General features: G+C 63.8%; 16 protein-coding genes and 1 pseudogene. 10 read left to right on the forward strand and 7 right to left on the reverse strand.

Features of this window, described 5'->3' with window-relative positions; all coding sequences use genetic code 11:
- Positions 1 to 91: 91 nt before the first annotated feature.
- Both ACREXZ_RS05220 and ACREXZ_RS05225 read left to right on the forward strand, forming a co-directional pair.
- Positions 92 to 955, forward strand: a complete 864-nt coding sequence (locus ACREXZ_RS05220; protein WP_431762983.1) for an ABC transporter ATP-binding protein — start codon at positions 92 to 94, stop codon at positions 953 to 955.
- Positions 952 to 1,839 carry an ABC transporter permease gene (locus ACREXZ_RS05225; protein WP_431762984.1) on the forward strand — a complete coding sequence of 296 codons (888 nt, stop codon included), beginning with the start codon at positions 952 to 954 and terminating at the stop codon, positions 1,837 to 1,839. The genes ACREXZ_RS05220 and ACREXZ_RS05225 overlap by 4 nt, the downstream gene beginning before the upstream one ends.
- Positions 1,840 to 1,868: 29 nt before the next feature.
- Here ACREXZ_RS05225 and ACREXZ_RS05230 read toward each other — a convergent pair whose 3' ends face one another.
- Positions 1,869 to 2,090, reverse strand: a complete 222-nt coding sequence (locus ACREXZ_RS05230; RefSeq protein ID WP_431762985.1) for a hypothetical protein — start codon at positions 2,088 to 2,090, stop codon at positions 1,869 to 1,871.
- Between the two features lie 334 nt (positions 2,091 to 2,424).
- On the opposite strand from ACREXZ_RS05230, the pseudogene ACREXZ_RS05235 reads away from it, so the two are divergent.
- A pseudogene (locus ACREXZ_RS05235) lies at positions 2,425 to 2,601 on the forward strand (amino acid ABC transporter permease); the annotation flags it as partial.
- 341 nt (positions 2,602 to 2,942) lie between these two features.
- Here the strand turns inward: ACREXZ_RS05235 and ACREXZ_RS05240 are convergent.
- Entirely contained in the window at positions 2,943 to 3,518 is a 576-nt protein-coding gene (locus ACREXZ_RS05240) for a TetR/AcrR family transcriptional regulator (RefSeq protein WP_431762986.1), read from the reverse strand.
- A gap of 130 nt (positions 3,519 to 3,648) precedes the next feature.
- On the opposite strand from ACREXZ_RS05240, the gene ACREXZ_RS05245 reads away from it, so the two are divergent.
- The gene (locus tag ACREXZ_RS05245; RefSeq protein WP_431762987.1) at positions 3,649 to 4,383 is read left to right on the forward strand and encodes an SDR family NAD(P)-dependent oxidoreductase; all 735 of its coding nucleotides are present in this window, start codon (positions 3,649 to 3,651) and stop codon (positions 4,381 to 4,383) included.
- Positions 4,384 to 4,487: 104 nt separating this feature from the next.
- Positions 4,488 to 5,087 carry an NADPH-dependent F420 reductase gene (locus ACREXZ_RS05250; protein ID WP_431762988.1) on the forward strand — a complete coding sequence of 200 codons (600 nt, stop codon included), beginning with the start codon at positions 4,488 to 4,490 and terminating at the stop codon, positions 5,085 to 5,087.
- A 278-nt stretch (positions 5,088 to 5,365) separates the two neighbouring features.
- On the opposite strand, the gene ACREXZ_RS05255 is transcribed toward ACREXZ_RS05250, so the two are convergent.
- The gene (locus ACREXZ_RS05255) at positions 5,366 to 6,391 is read right to left on the reverse strand and encodes a glycosyltransferase family 2 protein (protein ID WP_431763346.1); all 1,026 of its coding nucleotides are present in this window, start codon (positions 6,389 to 6,391) and stop codon (positions 5,366 to 5,368) included.
- A 431-nt stretch (positions 6,392 to 6,822) separates the two neighbouring features.
- Here ACREXZ_RS05255 and ACREXZ_RS05260 point away from each other — a divergent pair, with 431 nt between their 5' ends.
- The 5 genes from ACREXZ_RS05260 (at position 6,823) to ACREXZ_RS05280 (ending at position 11,283) form a co-directional block, all read left to right on the forward strand.
- Positions 6,823 to 7,563: an anti-sigma factor family protein gene (locus ACREXZ_RS05260; protein ID WP_431762989.1), complete on the forward strand. Its 741-nt coding sequence runs from the start codon at positions 6,823 to 6,825 to the stop codon at positions 7,561 to 7,563.
- A 161-nt stretch (positions 7,564 to 7,724) separates the two neighbouring features.
- A complete protein-coding gene (locus ACREXZ_RS05265; protein ID WP_431762990.1) occupies positions 7,725 to 8,240 on the forward strand; it encodes an RNA polymerase sigma factor in 516 nt (171 codons plus the stop codon).
- Positions 8,237 to 9,106 (forward strand): anti-sigma factor family protein, encoded by an 870-nt coding sequence (locus ACREXZ_RS05270; protein ID WP_431762991.1) that lies wholly within the window; start codon positions 8,237 to 8,239, stop codon positions 9,104 to 9,106. Before ACREXZ_RS05265 ends, ACREXZ_RS05270 begins: the two co-directional genes overlap by 4 nt.
- Positions 9,107 to 9,301: 195 nt before the next feature.
- Positions 9,302 to 9,808: a DUF305 domain-containing protein gene (locus ACREXZ_RS05275; RefSeq protein WP_431762992.1), complete on the forward strand. Its 507-nt coding sequence runs from the start codon at positions 9,302 to 9,304 to the stop codon at positions 9,806 to 9,808.
- Complete coding sequence (locus ACREXZ_RS05280; protein WP_431762993.1) at positions 9,805 to 11,283, forward strand: YncE family protein; 1,479 nt, start codon at positions 9,805 to 9,807, stop codon at positions 11,281 to 11,283. Before ACREXZ_RS05275 ends, ACREXZ_RS05280 begins: the two co-directional genes overlap by 4 nt.
- A 33-nt stretch (positions 11,284 to 11,316) precedes the next feature.
- Here ACREXZ_RS05280 and ACREXZ_RS05285 read toward each other — a convergent pair whose 3' ends face one another.
- The 4 genes from ACREXZ_RS05285 to ACREXZ_RS05300 are packed head-to-tail and all read right to left on the reverse strand — an operon-like array spanning position 11,317 to position 15,698.
- The gene (locus ACREXZ_RS05285; RefSeq protein ID WP_431762994.1) at positions 11,317 to 12,222 is read right to left on the reverse strand and encodes an SMP-30/gluconolactonase/LRE family protein; all 906 of its coding nucleotides are present in this window, start codon (positions 12,220 to 12,222) and stop codon (positions 11,317 to 11,319) included.
- 37 nt (positions 12,223 to 12,259) lie between these two features.
- Positions 12,260 to 13,255 (reverse strand): ABC transporter permease, encoded by a 996-nt coding sequence (locus ACREXZ_RS05290; RefSeq protein ID WP_431762995.1) that lies wholly within the window; start codon positions 13,253 to 13,255, stop codon positions 12,260 to 12,262.
- Positions 13,252 to 14,199 (reverse strand): ABC transporter permease, encoded by a 948-nt coding sequence (locus tag ACREXZ_RS05295; RefSeq protein WP_431762996.1) that lies wholly within the window; start codon positions 14,197 to 14,199, stop codon positions 13,252 to 13,254. Before ACREXZ_RS05295 ends, ACREXZ_RS05290 begins: the two co-directional genes overlap by 4 nt.
- Entirely contained in the window at positions 14,196 to 15,698 is a 1,503-nt protein-coding gene (locus ACREXZ_RS05300) for a sugar ABC transporter ATP-binding protein (RefSeq protein WP_431762997.1), read from the reverse strand. The genes ACREXZ_RS05295 and ACREXZ_RS05300 overlap by 4 nt, the downstream gene beginning before the upstream one ends.
- Position 15,699 lies beyond the last annotated feature (1 nt).

Raw genomic sequence — 15,699 nt, forward strand, 5'->3', positions numbered from 1 at the left:
CAGAGCGCATTGAATATGCAGAATCATTGTTTGTCACGGGTGGCGCGGCGATCGTATGTTGATGCTTTGCATCAACGGAGCCAGCGCCGTCATGGTGGCTAACCCCTCGCACCTCTTTCCGGTCACGCCGGATCCTCACGATTCTCACGACGCGGTCGCCGTGCATAGCGACAAACTGCTGACGGTCGATCGCGTCGACCTCACGTACCGAACAAAAGAACGCATCGTCCGCGCGACGCATCAGGTGAGCTTCGACGTCTACGGCGGCGACCGCTTCGTGCTGCTCGGACCGTCGGGCTGCGGCAAGTCGACCTTGCTCAAGGCGATCGCCGGTTTCGTCGAACCGGGCGCCGGCACGATCTCACTCGATGGTCAGCCCGTGCGCGGCCCCGGTCCCGATCGCATCGTCGTATTCCAGGAGTTCGATCAGTTGCCGCCGTGGAAGACGGTGCTGCAGAACGTCGCGTTTCCGCTGCGTGTTGCGCGCAAGCTGAGCCGCGCCGAGGCACGCGACGAAGCGCTGCATTACCTCGACCGCGTCGGGCTCGCGGCATTCGCGGATGCGTACCCGCACACGCTGTCGGGCGGCATGAAACAGCGCGTCGCGATTGCCCGCGCGCTCGCGATGCAGCCGCGTGTGCTGCTGATGGACGAACCGTTCGCCGCGCTCGATGCGCTGACGCGCCGCAAGATGCAGGAGGAACTGCTCGGCCTGTGGGAAGAGTCGCGTTTCACGCTGTTGTTCGTCACGCATTCGATCGAAGAGGCGCTCGTGGTCGGCAATCGCATCCTGCTGCTGTCACCGCATCCGGGACGCGTGCGCGCCGAAATCAACAGCCATCAGTACACGCATGACAGCTTCGGTCGCGTCGATTTTCAACGCAGCGTCGAGCGGATTCACCATCTGCTGTTCGACGAAATCGAAGCAATCGACGAAACGGAGCCGCAGACATGAGCACGACATTCACGTCCGCGGCCGCTGTGCCGCCGGTGCGCGACGAATACGAGCGGCCGCTCGAGCCGCTCGGCGATCTTGCCGTCGAAGCGCCGCTGCCGCTCGCGCGGCGCATCGCGGGCTACGCGTGGGTACGCAAGACGCTGATCGCGCTCGTGATCGTCGCGGGCTGGGAAATCGCCGCGCGCGCGGTCGGGAACGATCTGCTGCTGCCGACCTTTGGCGCGACGCTGAGCGCGTTCGTGCAGGGCGTGCTGTCCGGCGAACTGCTGCAGAAAACTGCGATCTCGCTGTCGGTGCTGCTGCGCGGCTATCTGCTGGGTGTCGCATGCGCGTTCGTGCTGACGTCGCTCGCGGTGTCGACGCGCATCGGCCGCGATCTGCTGTCGATGCTGACCGCGATGTTCAATCCGCTGCCGTCGATCGCGCTGCTGCCGCTCGCGCTGCTGTGGTTCGGCCTCGGCACCGGCAGCCTGCTGTTCGTGCTCGTGCATTCGGTGCTGTGGCCGCTCGCGTTGAACACGTACTCGGGTTTCCAGTCGGTGCCCGCGACGCTGCGAATGACCGGTCGCAACTATGGCCTGACCGGGCTGCGTCACGTGCTGCTGATTCTCGTGCCGGCCGCGTTGCCGGCGATTCTCGCGGGGCTGAGGGTCGGCTGGGCGTTTGCGTGGCGCACGCTGATCGCGGCCGAACTCGTGTTCGGCGCAAGTTCGGGCAACGGTGGCCTCGGCTGGTACATCTTCCAGAACCGCAACGAACTCTATACGGATCGCGTGTTCGCGGGGCTCGCTGCGGTGATCGTGATCGGGCTGCTGGTCGAGCATCTGGTGTTCGATACGCTCGAACGCGTGACCGTGCGCCGCTGGGGTGTCCAGCACTAGCACCGTGACGTAAGCCGTTACGTGAACCGTCACGCGACGACGAGATCGGTTGCGAGTTCGTGCAGCAGGTCGCGCAACGCTTCGGCCTGCGTCATCCGTGCGCCGCTGCGCAGATGAATGCGCAGTGCGCGGCCGGCCACGCCGTCGACGGGACGCGCGAACCACAATTCGACCGCGAGCCCGAGACCATCGGGACCGCTGTCGGTCACCGGTTCGACGACGCGCGGTGTGAAACAGGCACTCTCGGACATCGCGAATCTCCTTTCATCCATGATGGCATGTGCTGATCGTAGACGCGCACGCACGCGTGTCCAAACGAGAAATCCACGTATGTAAATGAGCGCGGTACGGTGTGCTGCACGAGCAGCCCGCTTAGCAGAAAAGGCGCTTTTTACAGGACCATTTGTTGGTTCGGCGTTCAGGCGGCGGCTGGTATGGTGGCGGCCCGTGCATCGCCACGAGCGGTGTCGACCGGAGTTGGCGCTTTAGCTGTCGACCTGAGTCAGCGCTTTAGCGCTTACTCAGGTCCCATGCAAAGCACTTACTCTGGTCCCACGCAGAGCGCTTACTAGTTGTCGTTGCCACTCGACGCAGATCAGCAACCGGTTGATGGTCTATCCCGCGCAGATTTTTCTGTTCGTCGGCGTCATCTACCTGCTGATGTGCACGGCGCTTGATCGGCTCGCGACTTATGGTTTGACGCGTAGCCGCAGACGCGTTGAGCGGGGCGCGGCGCTATGCGCTGTCGTGCGACCGGAGTGAGTGAAATACGGCGCTATTGAACGTAAAGTGTTTTTTACCATGAGTGGCAGGCGTAGGGAGGCGGCTGCGGTGTAATGCGAGAAATCCCGCCGCTCATGTCGAAGACAATGAAAATTCTCAACGGCGTGCTGTTTGGGCGCCTTCGGCCATGTGCGGTCGCTGGCTAGTGCGACAGCTCAGCCGCTCCAACGTCCTATCGCCTTCGTCAACAGCCGCTCAAAACTCCCGACACGATTAGCTGCATTCGTCACCCTTGCCAAGACTCTTGTGCATAGGGTTGCCGGCGCCGGTCATAGCGGACGCCATCCGACGCAATGCAGACAACAATTCGCTGCACTCTGCTACGTCGCCTTCCTGACATCGTTGCTCGACCGATTTGTCAGGATGGCGCTCGTAATAACGTGAAAGAGATGATCCCCCCGTGGCGCGAATCCGGGCTGGTCGGCGAGCCAGCCGAGCGCCGACATCAGGGCGAACAGGTCGACCCCATCCATATCGGCGCGCGCCGTTCCCTCGGCCTGAGCACGGAGCAGTAGTCGCGCGCCCGCTGAACGCAGCGCTGTGCTCGAAGCGTGAAGCGCTGAGTCCGGGTCCGCGTGCGCGGTCGCAAACAACGCGCAAATGCCGTTGTAGCTACGAACGAATGCCATCCCTTCGCGAAACCAGGACACCAGCGCTTCGTCAGGTGGATTCGACGTTTCGAGTTCGGCTGCCTGCTGTATCAGTTCGTCCACGCTCATACGCAGCAATGCTTCGAACAAGGCTTCTCGCGTCGGGAAATGGCGAAACAGTGTGGCCAACCCGACGTCGGCCCGGCGGGCGATATCTCGCATGGACGCATCGGCGCCATGCTCGGTGACGACGTCACGCGCGACTTCAAGCAGGTGGCTGTAATTCTTTCTGGCGTCGGCTCGCATAAATCGCCTTGACAAACGGATCGGTGATCCGAATATAATGAACCTGTATCTGGATCAGTGATCCACAAGATACCGCACATTCGTGCAAATGGGAACAGCGGCGCAGTACGACACCACGAAAGGAAAAGTCATGGGAAAGCTAGACGGTAAGGTTGCAGTCATCACGGGTGGATCGAGTGGCATGGCGCTGGCGAGCGCCATGCGGTTCGTTGAAGAAGGCGCCTATGTTTTCATCACGGGCCGGAGGCAGGAGGCGATCGACGAGGCTGTCAAGCTGATTGGCCGGAACGTGACCGGCGTGCGCGGCGACGCGGCCAGTCTGGACGACCTCGACCGCCTGTTCGATACAGTCAGGCGGGAAAAGGGCAAGATCGACATCCTGTTCGCGAGCGCAGGCACGGGCGAAGCTGTCCCTCTGGGCGAGATTACCGAGCAGCACTTCGATGCGACCTTCGGTCTGAATACGCGCGGAACGCTGTTTGCGGTTCAGAAGGCGTTGCCGCTGTTCAACAATGGCGGATCGATCTTCATGACCGGGTCAGTTGCTTCGGTGAAGGGTTTTCCTGGTTACGGCGTGTATGCGGCGAGCAAGGCGGCGTTGCGTTCATTCGCACGCACCTGGCTTAACGAACTGAAGGGCAGGAATATCCGGGTGAACGTGCTGAGCCCAGGGCCGATCGCGACACCGATGCAGGACCAGGTTCTCACCGAGGAGGCGAAGCGGATGTTCGAATCCCTGATCCCGCGGGGAAAGATGGGTCGTCCTGAGGAAATTGCGACCGTCGCGCTGTTTCTTGCTTCAGACGATTCGAGCTTCGTGAATGGGGTGGAGTTGTCTGTCGACGGCGGCTTCTCGGCCATCTGAAATCGCGCCGAAAAGCGTGTAGAAGGGCCTGTCAACTTGACGAAGATGGTTCGGGTTGTGTCGATAAATATGGATCCCTGATCAATGCTGAATGGAGAGTTCGCATGAGCTATTCGATTATTGGCTTTGGCGCGGTGGGCCAGGCACTCGCCCGAGCGTTTGCAAGAAAGAACATCGATGTGATCGTCGCCAGCCGGCGCCCTCCCGAGATGTTGATGCAGCAGGCGCGAGCGATCGGCCCCACCGTTTTCCCCAGGACGCTGCAGGATGCAATCGCGTCCGACACGATCTTCCTGGCGGTTCCGTTTTGGGAACATCGCGAAGTCGCGAAGCAGATCACAACCTGGCACGGCAAGACGATCATCGATGCGACAAATGCTTTCGGTGTTCCCGTTGAAGACCTGGAGGGTCAGCCATCGTCCGCAGTTGTCGCCAGGGCGTTTACCGGCGCCCTGTTCGTAAAGGGCTTTAACCATCTGCCCGCTGCCGTTCTGGCCGCTGATCCGGGCGTGAATGGCGGCAGCCGCGTCGTGTTTCTGTCGAGCGATGACGAAAATGCGATGGCACCGGTCGCGGTTCTGGCCGAACAACTCGGTTTCGCGCCGATTGCGCTAGGACCGCTCAAGGATGGCGGCTCGCTCGTCCAGGCCAGGGGCAATACCTGGGGTAAGTTGATCTTCAAGGATCTCGTCAAGTTCAAATAGCAGCGCGTCACGACAAAGTCGCAGCGGCCACGTGCATCGCTAGACGCGTGCTCGTGGCTAGACCGGGATTCTGTTGGTGCTTCTGGGCGAATGCATGATGGCCGCTCGCGGCCAGTTAGTCGCGAGCGGCCGTACTGCAGACGCGATGCGGACGGATGTCCGTTCGGAATAAGGCACCCGTCACGCACGATGACGTCGTCGCGTAGCGGCGGCGACCCTGACCGCAGACCGCAGCACGAGCTTCTTTACGGCCCGCGCAGAGGCCGCAGCATCGCCGCCTACAGCGGCTTGTCGAGTCGCCGCCTCGGCAGGTTGTTCGAAGGCGCGGCCGGTTTGATATCGCTCGCAGGGGGCTTCGATTTCGGTTTCGCCGAGACGGTCGCGCGCGCGAGCATCGCGACGTGATAAGCGAAGCGCGCACTGAAGCCATAGTTGTACGCATACAGATGCGCGAGCGCGATCCGTAGACCAGCCCACGCGCGACCATTCTTCGCATACACCGACACGACGATCGGCACGATCCGCCGCAGCGCGATCCGGCGCGCGGGTTCGAGTTCCAGCGGCAGCTTTAGCTGCGCGACGAACGCATACGCGCTGACCGACGCGGCCGTGGTCGAGCCGCGCGTGTTCGCCGAAATCGACACCTCCGTTTTCCGGTAGTACGACACGTACTCGTGCACGTAACAGACCTGACGCGCGGCGACGCACAGCTCGACGCCGAACGCGTAGTCGCAGCACATTCCGTACTCTTCGTGATACCCGACGCGCTTCACGAGATCCGCGTTCGCGAGCCAGCCGTTGTTCGGGAACATCTGGATCAGCCCGGTGCGGCCCGCGAGCGGCTGGATGCCGGCTGCTTCCTTCACGCGATGGAAGTCGGCGTTGAGCCGGTCGCTGACGGCGATGTCTATGGTGCCGTCGAGTGCGACTTCATACTGGTTGCCGAACGCGACGTCGAGATCCGGATGCGTTTGCCACGGCGCGAGCAACCGTTCGACACCTTCCACCGCGAGGTAGTCGTCGTCGTGAATCAGCAGGATCTTGTCGCCCGTTGCGCGCGCGAAGAGGCTCGCAACGTTACGTGCCTGGCCGAGCGACGGCTCGTTGCGTTGATAGCGGACGCGCGCATCGTGTGCGTAGCGGGTGGCGATCAGGTCCCGCGTGCGATTGTCTTTCGAATCGTCGCCGATCACGACTTCGATGTTCGCGTGCGTCTGCGCCAGACACGAATCGATGCACTGCGCGATCAATTCCGGCCGGTTGTACGTCGGCACGCAGATGGACACCTTGGGCTGGTTCGTCATGGTCTTCATCTCGATCCTGTAGGACGCGACGGATCCACCGGGTGCACCGGGGACTGTCGCAAGGAGAAGGTAGACGAAAAAAAGACAAAAATAATAGGAAAGGAATTCGTAGGACTCGACGAGGCGATGCGGGGTGGGCACGACAGGTCCGGTACGCGGCCACCAGAGCCCGGCAAAAGATTCCGCGGATCGCCGAGCAGCAGAAAAAACTTCGCGATCAAAGGGATCAGCGGCGACGGAGCAGGTAAGTTGCCGTTGCGTCGTAAGCCTGGTGAAGGGCTGCGGAAGGTAAAAAATTCGCGTGGCGAGGGTACTGCATCAGCCGACCGGCGTTCACGGTATAAATGCCCGAATAAAACGGGAATAAACCCGGAATAAACGCGGCGCCGCCGTGTTCGCCCTGTCATGGCAGTTTCCACTACCCATGCGTCATGCGAACCGTTCCACCATTCGATTCCACGATGTTGTCGGAGGTCGATGTGCAGGCCTTCGTCGACGGCAGTCTTGCGCCCGAGCGCGCCGCGCAGGTGCGGCTCTATCTGAGCGCGCGTCCCGACGAGGCGCGTCGCGTCGCGTTCTACGGACAGCTGAACCGGCGGATGCGCGCGTCGTTCGAAGACGGCGCGTCGCCCGGGCCGTCGATGCTCACGGCACATGCCGCATTCGCACAACGCGCGCTGCGCGCCGCCGCCGTGCTCGGCTGGCTGCGCGCGCACGTTCGCGCGATCATCGCGCTCGTGTTGCTGCTGGCTACGATCGCAGGCGCTGCGCTGTGGGCGCTGCGGGTGCCCGCGCCGGTACTCGACGCCGCCGCGCTGATGGTGCTGGAGCACACGATGTCGTCCGATGCTTCCGCGGCCAACGCTGCGGGCCTGTCTCGAGCCGCCCCCAATCTGTCGGACCTCGGCTGGCAGCCGGTCGCGCGGACGTCGGCGCCGGTCGGACCGTGGACGCGCGCAACCGGCTTCGTCTATCGCAACCGCGCAGGGGATCGCGCGGTGCTGTTGACGGTGCGCGACTGGACAGCCGCGTCACAGCCGCAATGGCAGGCGCGGCGGGTCGGTGGGATGCGGTTGCTGGGCTGGACGACCACGCATACGCGCTACCTGCTCGCGGGGCGCGCACAGATGGCGGGCCTGATGCGCGCCGCGGACGAAATGGCACCGCATTGAGCGACGCATTTGCCGATCGCAGTACGAGGCAAGTTCACCGCAAAATATTTTCAGCGCAGCGGGAATAAGCGCGACGGCGTAGTGTTCATACGCTATCGACAGGCGCCAGGCAGGTCCCGGCGGCGTGCGAACTGGAACGGAAGACAGGAAAGGAAAGGACGATGAACGTCCGTGACGGACTGATGGATCACGTGCCGCGTCTGAGACGCTATGCGCGCGCGCTGATCAACAATCGCGAGCTGGCTGACGATCTCGTCCAGGACACGCTCGAGCGCGCGCTGCGCAACGCGGGCCAGTTCCGGCCCGACACCGACCTGCGCGCGTGGCTCTTCACGATCATGCACAACGTGTTCGTCAACCAGGTCCGCAAGGCGAGCACGCGTGCGGTCCATCTATCGGTCGACGACGACGTGCACGAAAGCGAGTTCGCGGTGCCCGGCAACCAGGCGCAGTCGCTCGAGGTCCGCGATCTCGACTACGCGCTGCAGCGCCTGCCCGACGATCAGCGCGAGGTCGTGCTGCTGGTGGGTCTCGAGGAAATGAGCTATGCGGACGTCGCGCTCGCGCTCGGCGTGCCGATCGGCACGGTGATGTCGCGTCTGTCGCGCGGCCGCGAGCGGCTGCGGACCTTGATGGCGGGCGCGCAGCCCGGCGTGAAACTGAAGGTGGTGCGATGAACGAACAACCGGGCGCAGTGAGCGACGAAGAACTGCACGCGTACGTCGACGGATCGCTAGGCGCACACCGCCGCGAGGAAATCGACCGGCTGCTCGAGACCAACGACGAGCTGGCCGCGCGCATCAGCGACTACTTCGCGCTGAACAACATGTTCCATGAACGCTACGACCGCGTGCTCGCCGAACCGGTGCCCGCGCGGCTGCAGATGTCCGCGAAGAAGCGCTGGCGCGACGCGGCGAACTGGCCGCAGTTCGCAGGGATGGCGGCCGCGCTCGTGCTGGGTATCGGCATCGGGGTCGGCACGACGATGGGGACCAGGATGGGTGCGGGTATGGGCGGTCAGTTGCAGACTGCGTATGCGCCCAACGGCGCGCAGAGTCGCGCGGTCAGCGCAGTGGGTACGGAGGGCGAATCGTTCGCGAAGCAGTCGGCGATTGCGCACGTGATGTACGCGCCCGAAGTGTGGCGGCCGGTCGAGCTCGGCGCGGATCGCGAACAGGAACTCGTCACGTGGGTGTCGAGCCGGCTTGGGACCAACGTGCGGCCGCCGATACTTACGCGCACCGGCTTCGATCTGATGGGCGGGCGGATGCTGCCGGGCAACGACGGCCCGGTCGCGCAGTTCATGTATCACGACGCGCGCGGCGAACGGATCACGCTGTGCATCTCGCACCGCAAGACCAGCACCGACATGACCGCGTTCAAGCTGTATCAGGACGGCCCGGTCAACGTGTTCTACTGGATCGATGGTGACTTTGGCTACGCGGTGTCGGGCGGCATCGACCGCAAGGAATTGCTCGAACTCGCGCACGACGTGTACGAGCAGTTGACTGCGAACGGTAGCGGGGCGACGAAGCAGGAATAAGACGACTGTCGCATTTCCAGGGACGCCTGTCTGTGCGATTTCAGTCGCGCAGGCAGGCGTTTTTCGTTGCATCCCATCGACGCGGATGCAGTCGCGATAGATCGATGCATCGAACGAAGTCGCGATGGAATAACTCGCGCATCGTTGCGTTCACCTCGATGACATCGTCGATGTTCTTTCGAGGAGACACAGATCATGCGTTATTTCCCTGCGCAGCTCCGGAGCGCGTGGCGCACGCGCTGCACGGTGCTTGCCGTCGCGTTGAGCGCAATGTTCGCCACGCCAGTGTTTGCCGCCGGCGCGACCCCAACGGCTTCAACCACCGCATCGCCCGAAGCCCCGTTCCTCGCGGAGAACGATGCTGCGATGACGAAGATGATGAACGACATGACCGTGTCGCCGAGCGGCGACGTGGACCGCGATTTCGTCGCGATGATGGTGCCGCACCATCAAGGCGCGATCGATATGGCGCAGGCCGAGCTGCGCTACGGTCACAACGAACAGTTGCGGCGCATCGCGCAGGAGATCGTCGTCGAGCAGCAGCAGGAGATCGTCGCGATGCACGTCGCGCTCGGTCAGCCGTTGCCGCCGTCGGCCCCGGCACCCGATCAGCAGCAGGCCGCGCCATCTTCATCATCCAGCCACGCGATGCACGGCATGTCGATGAGCGCACCGACAACCCCCACCAAGGAATCGCCATGAAACCGTCCTCTCTTTTCGCCGCGACGCTGACGTCGGTCGCGCTCGCCGTGTCGTTTGTCGTCGCTCAATCGGCGTGGGCCGGCCAGGCACCCGCCGCGGCGTCCGCGCCCGACGTGCCCATCAGCCATCGCGACCGCGTGTATGCGGCCGAGCAGTTCTCGAACACGGTGTCGGTCACCGATCCCGCGGACAACACGCTGGTCGGCGTGATCCGCCTGGGCGATCCGTCGCCGGGCAACTTCAGTCCGCTGTACCGCGGCCAGGTGCTGGTGCACGGCATGGGGTTCTCGCCGGACCATCGCACGCTGGCGGTCGTATCGATTGGCTCGAATTCGGTGACCTTCATCGATACCGCGACGAACGCCGTGAAGCACACAACCTACGTCGGCCGCTCGCCGCACGAAGCGTTCTTTACGCCTGACGGCAGCGAAGTGTGGGTCACCGTGCGCGGCGAGAACTACGTCGCGGTGCTCGACGGCAAGACCTTCGAGGAAAAGACGCGCATCACCGTGCCCGCCGGTCCCGGCATGCAGATTTTCTCGCCGGACGGCAAGTACGGCTACGTCTGTTCGTCGTTCAATCCGGAGACCGATGTGATCTCGGTCGCGGATCACCGGATCGTCGGCAAGGTCGTGCAGGCGAGCCCGTTCTGCCCGAATATCGCGGCGACGCCGGATGGTCGTCAGGTGTGGTTCACGCTGAAGGACGTCGGCAAGACCCAGGTGTTCGACGCGCGTCCGCCGTTTGCGCTGCTGAAGACCTTCGACACCGGCCCGATCACGAATCACGTGAACATCGTGCATAACGCGAAGGGCACGTTCGCGTATGTGACGGTCGGCGGGCTGAACGTCGTGAAAGTATTCCGCACCGACGATTTCTCCGAGGTCGCGACGATCCCGGTCGGCAGTCTGCCGCACGGCATCTGGCCGTCGGGCGACGGCACGCGGGTCTACGTCGGGCTCGAAAACGCCGATGGGCTGACCGCGATCGATACGCTGACGAACACCGTGATCGCGACGGTGCCGATTGGCCAGGCGCCGCAGGCCGTAGTCTATGTGCCCGACGCGGTGCCAGAGGGCGACGGCCGGCAGAATACGCAGCCGCTGGGCGTCGCGGGGCAGGCTGCGCATCTGTCGCTCGTACGTGCGGGTGAGCAGGGCGCGACTGCGCCGACCAGCGTCGCATTGTTCGATCAAGGTCTGCTGCAGGTCTTGCAGGCGTCAGCGACCGGACTGCAACCGAAGTCGCCCTACGTGCTCGGTCTCGCCGATACACCGGACGGTTCGGGCTCGATCGAAGCGCTCGCGACATTCATGACGAACCCGGCAGGCTCGGCGATCGTTAATGCGATCGGGCAGATCCGCCAGGTCGTCGCGCCCGGCGATACGACGACGACCGACCACCGGCGTTATCTGGTGATCGCGCCTTCAATGAGCGGCAAGCCGGGTACGCCGGTCCAGGTGCAGAAGCTGTAGAAGAGTGTGTTAGTTGTGCGTGCCGCGCGTTATTCAAACCGCGGCCCCTCGCACCACCACGTCAAGCGAATACAACGAAGCGTTGGCGGTGATGAACAGGCGATTGCGCTGCACGCCGCCAAAGGTCAGATTCGCGACCACTTCGGGAATCAGGATTTTGCCGAGCAGCGTGCCGTCCGGCGCATAGCAATGCACGCCGTCGAGCGCACTGGTCCACACGTTGCCGTGCTCGTCTACGCGCATGCCGTCCGGCACGCCTTGCGCGATCTCGACAAAGACACGGCCATTGCGCAATGTGCCGTCGACTACATCGAAGACACGGATGTGGTGCGGCGCGCCTTTGATATGCGAGGCGGCCGAATCGGCGATATACAGACGGCTCTCGTCGGGTGAAAACGCGAGGCCGTTGGGCTTGACGAAGTCGTCGGCGATCAGCGCGACCTCGCCGGTGCGGGGCGAAACGCAATAGACGTTGCAGCGGCCGATCTCACTGTCGGCGAGACCGCCTTCGTGGTCGCTGATGATGCCGTAGTCGGGGTCGGTGAACCAGACCGAACCATCCGATTTGATCACGACGTCGTTCGGCGAATTGAGCCGCTTGCCCTGCCAGGCCGACGCCAGCACCGTGATGCTGCCATCGTGTTCGGTTCGCGTGACGCGGCGCGTGCCGTGTTCGCACGTTACCAGGCGGCCGTCCCGGTCGCGGGTATTGCCGTTAGAAAAATTCGAATTCGCGCGAAACGTGCTGACGCCCATGCCGGGCACCCAGCGCAGCATGCGGCTGTTCGGAATGTCGCTCCAGACGAGGTAGTCGCCGGCTGGAAAGTAGACCGGGCCTTCCGCCCATAGACAGTCGCCATAGAGTTTGTCGAGCGGTGCGTCCGGTTGCAGCATTGCACGGAAGCGCGCGTCGTGAATTTCGAAATCGGGTGGGTTCATCGTGGGTCTCGTTGGTTGAAGAGGCCGCCGGGATGGATCAGCGCGCGGTCCGGCCGCCGGCTGCGACGACCACGGCGATGATCAGCACGCCGTAGGCGATCGAGCGTATGCCGGCTCCCGCGCCAAGCGCGTTGAGCACGGCATTGGTGAGATACAGGAACATCGACGCGCCCCAGATGCCGGTCACGGTCGCCCGGCCTCCGGTTACCAGCGTGCCGCCGATCACGACCACCGCGATCGAAATCAGCATGTATTCGACGCCCATGTCGAGCGTCGCGCCGCCGGACACAGCCGACAGCAATACACCTGTGAGTGCGGCGATCGCGCCGGACATCAGGTAGACCGCACAGCGCGTTTTTTCGACACCGACACCGGCGAGCCACGCGGCACGCGGATTCTGGCCCACGGCGGAAAGGCCGCGCCCGAATACGCTCAGATGCAGCAGGATCGCGATCGCCACCGACAGCAGCAGCGCGATCAGCGCAAGGTGCGGCACGCCGAGCAGGCGTCCATTGGCGAACGCCTCCAGCGCGGCCGGCGGCGCATTCATGCCGTGGCTTTGCGTAATCGCAACCGACTGCACGATGAAGCTCGACGACAGCGTGGCGATGATCGGCGGAATGCGCAGCGCCCGGATCAACAGATAGTTCGCGAAGCCCACGGCCACACCGGCTGCTATTGCGACAGCGAAGCCCGCGATCACGCCGGCCGCCGCCATCACGTGCATGCCGGTCATGCCGGCGAGGGCGATCACCGACGGCACGGACAGATCGATATTGCCCGGCCCCGACGTGATGACGAGCATCTGTCCGAGACCGACCAGCACCATGAAGACGCCGAACACCAGCGCGGTCAGTACGACATTGCCCGCGATCGACAGCCCGAACACGCTCGCGATCACGACGCCGACGACGATTGCGCCGGCAAACGACCACGCCCACGGCGCGCGCAGGTTGCCCAGGCGTTTGCGGGACGCGGCACTCGACGCGGGGCCCGGTGGCACGCCGGATTGCAGCGGAGAGGACGGATTCATCGGCGGTCTCCCCGGCGTTGCAGCAATACCCGCAGCGACAGGACGACGATCAGGATCGCGCCTTGCATGCCGACCTGCCAGTCGGGTGCGATGTCGAGAAAGGCGAGGAACGATGCGGCGACGGTCAGCGTGATCGCGCCGAGCACGGCACCCCATACCGAGACACGTCCGCCGACGAACTCGCCGCCACCGAGGATCACCGCCGCGATCGACAGCAGCGTGTAGCGGAGCGCGAGATTGGAATCGGCGGAGGTCGTGAGGCCGAGCAGCGAGAGCCCGGCCAGCGTACCGAAGATGCCGGCGATGCCATACAGGATCGCGCGGCTCCTGATCATCGACCAGCCGAAGCGGCTCATCGCGCGCGGGTTACCGCCCGCGGCGCGCACACGCACGCCCGCCGACGAGCGCATCAGCAACAGATGCCCGACCAGCGCGATCGCAACCGACCACACGATGGGCGCGGCAACGAACGGCGTCTGGAACGTCATGAGGCCAGTGAGCCACGCGGGACTCGTGCCGCCGGGCGAGGGCAGCAGCAAGACCGCTAACCCGGTCCAGACGAACGACAGGCCCAGCGTGACGACGATCGACGGTATCTGGCGGAACTCGATCAATGCACCGATTGCCGCGTACAGCAGCACGCAGCCCGCCAGTGCCGCGATGCCGAGCCACGGGTCGCGCACCAGCAGCGTGGCGCCGATGCAGGCGGTGAGACTCACGAACGAACCGATCGACAGATCGAGGTCGTTGACGGTGATCACGGCCAGTTGCGCGAGCGTCGCGAATACGATCGGCACCGCGAGATTGAGCAGCAGCCCCAGACCGAAGTAGCTGAACGTGGCCGGTTGCAGAATGAAGATCGGTACCAGAATCACGATCAGCGAAAACATCGGCAACAGCGAACGCAGGGGGACCTGTCGCAGCATTCCGGATGTCGGCGTCATGCGGCATGCTCCTCGAAACTGGCGGCGAGCAGCGTTTCCTCGTCGCATTCTTCTGCGGCGAGGACGCGGGTGACGCGGCCGGAACGGAATACGTAGGCACGGTCGCAATGCGCGAGTTCGTCGTTTTCCGTGGTGTACCAGATGAAGGTGCGGCCGCGCGCCGCCTCGCCGCGCACGAGCTGATAGATGTCGCGTTTGGTACCGATGTCGACGCCGCGGGTGGGATCGTCCATCAGGATCAGGTCGGCGTCGGACGCAAGCGCGCGGGCAAATAGCACCTTCTGCTGGTTGCCGCCGCTGAGCGACAGAATGCCTGCGTTCATCGCCGTGCCGCGAATGCCGATCTTCGTTTGCCAGTCTGCGGTCAGCTTGCGTGCACCGGTTGCATCGATAAAGAGGCGCTTGCGACGTCCAGGCTGCGCAGTGTTCGTCGTGCCATTCAGCCAGCGCAATACCAGGTTCTCGCTGATCGACCACAACGGGAACACACCGTCGCTCGCACGATCGCCCGCGACGAACGCAACGCGCTCCGCTGCACCACGTCGCGTGGCACTCCGATAGATGTCGAGCAGCGCTTCTGTCTGCCCCTGTCCCGCGAGACCGGCGAAACCGATGATCTCGCCGCGCGCGCTTTCGATCAGCGAGCGTTGTGCGGGAGGGCCGACGTGCCATGTGAAATGCACGGCGTCGCGCGGAGCGCGGCCGGATGTCGATGCCTGGGCGTCGGCCTCGACGTGCTGGCCCATCGCACGAACGATGGCGTCCTGAGTGAGCCCCTCACGTGGCAGCAACGCAGCCGTCATGCCGTCGCGCATCACGAGCACGCGGTCGGCCACGCGTTCGATCTCGCGCAGCATGTGACTGATCAGTATGCAGGTGATACCTTGCTGTGCCGCTGCACGCACGAACGTCAGCAGTTGATCCGCCGTATGGCCGTCAAGGCTCGAGGTCGGTTCATCGAGGATGACGAGTTTGACCGGCGCGCGCACGACCGTGAACGCACGGGCGATCTCGACCATCTGGCGCTGCGTGAGCGTCAGATCCGCGACCAGCTCGGAGCCGTTGAGCCCATGACCGGGAAAGATCGCATCGAGTTGTTCGAGCATCAGTGCCGTCGCTTTTCTGCGCCAGCCGTATCCCTTGAGTTCGGGATGCGGAATGCACATGTTCTCGATCACCGAGAGATTCGCGCAGAGCGACAGCTCCTGAAATACACAGCGGATACCCGCCTCGCGTGCGACGTTGGCGTCGTAGTGCGTGACGGGTCGATCGTCGATCGACAGCGTGCCTTGATCGGACGCGTACACACCGGCTAGCACGGCCATCAGCGTGGACTTGCCCGCGCCGTTGTGCCCGGCAATGCCGACGCATTCACCGCTGCGGAATACGAAGTCGATACCGCTCAGCGCCTTGACCTGTCCGAAGGTCTTGCCGATTCCAGCGAGGCCGATCAGCGCCGTACCCGGACTACTGCCAGAAGATCCTGCTGCATCGACCACG

The sequence above is a fragment of the Paraburkholderia sp. genome, from assembly GCF_050742655.1.
GTDB lineage: Bacteria > Pseudomonadota > Gammaproteobacteria > Burkholderiales > Burkholderiaceae > Paraburkholderia.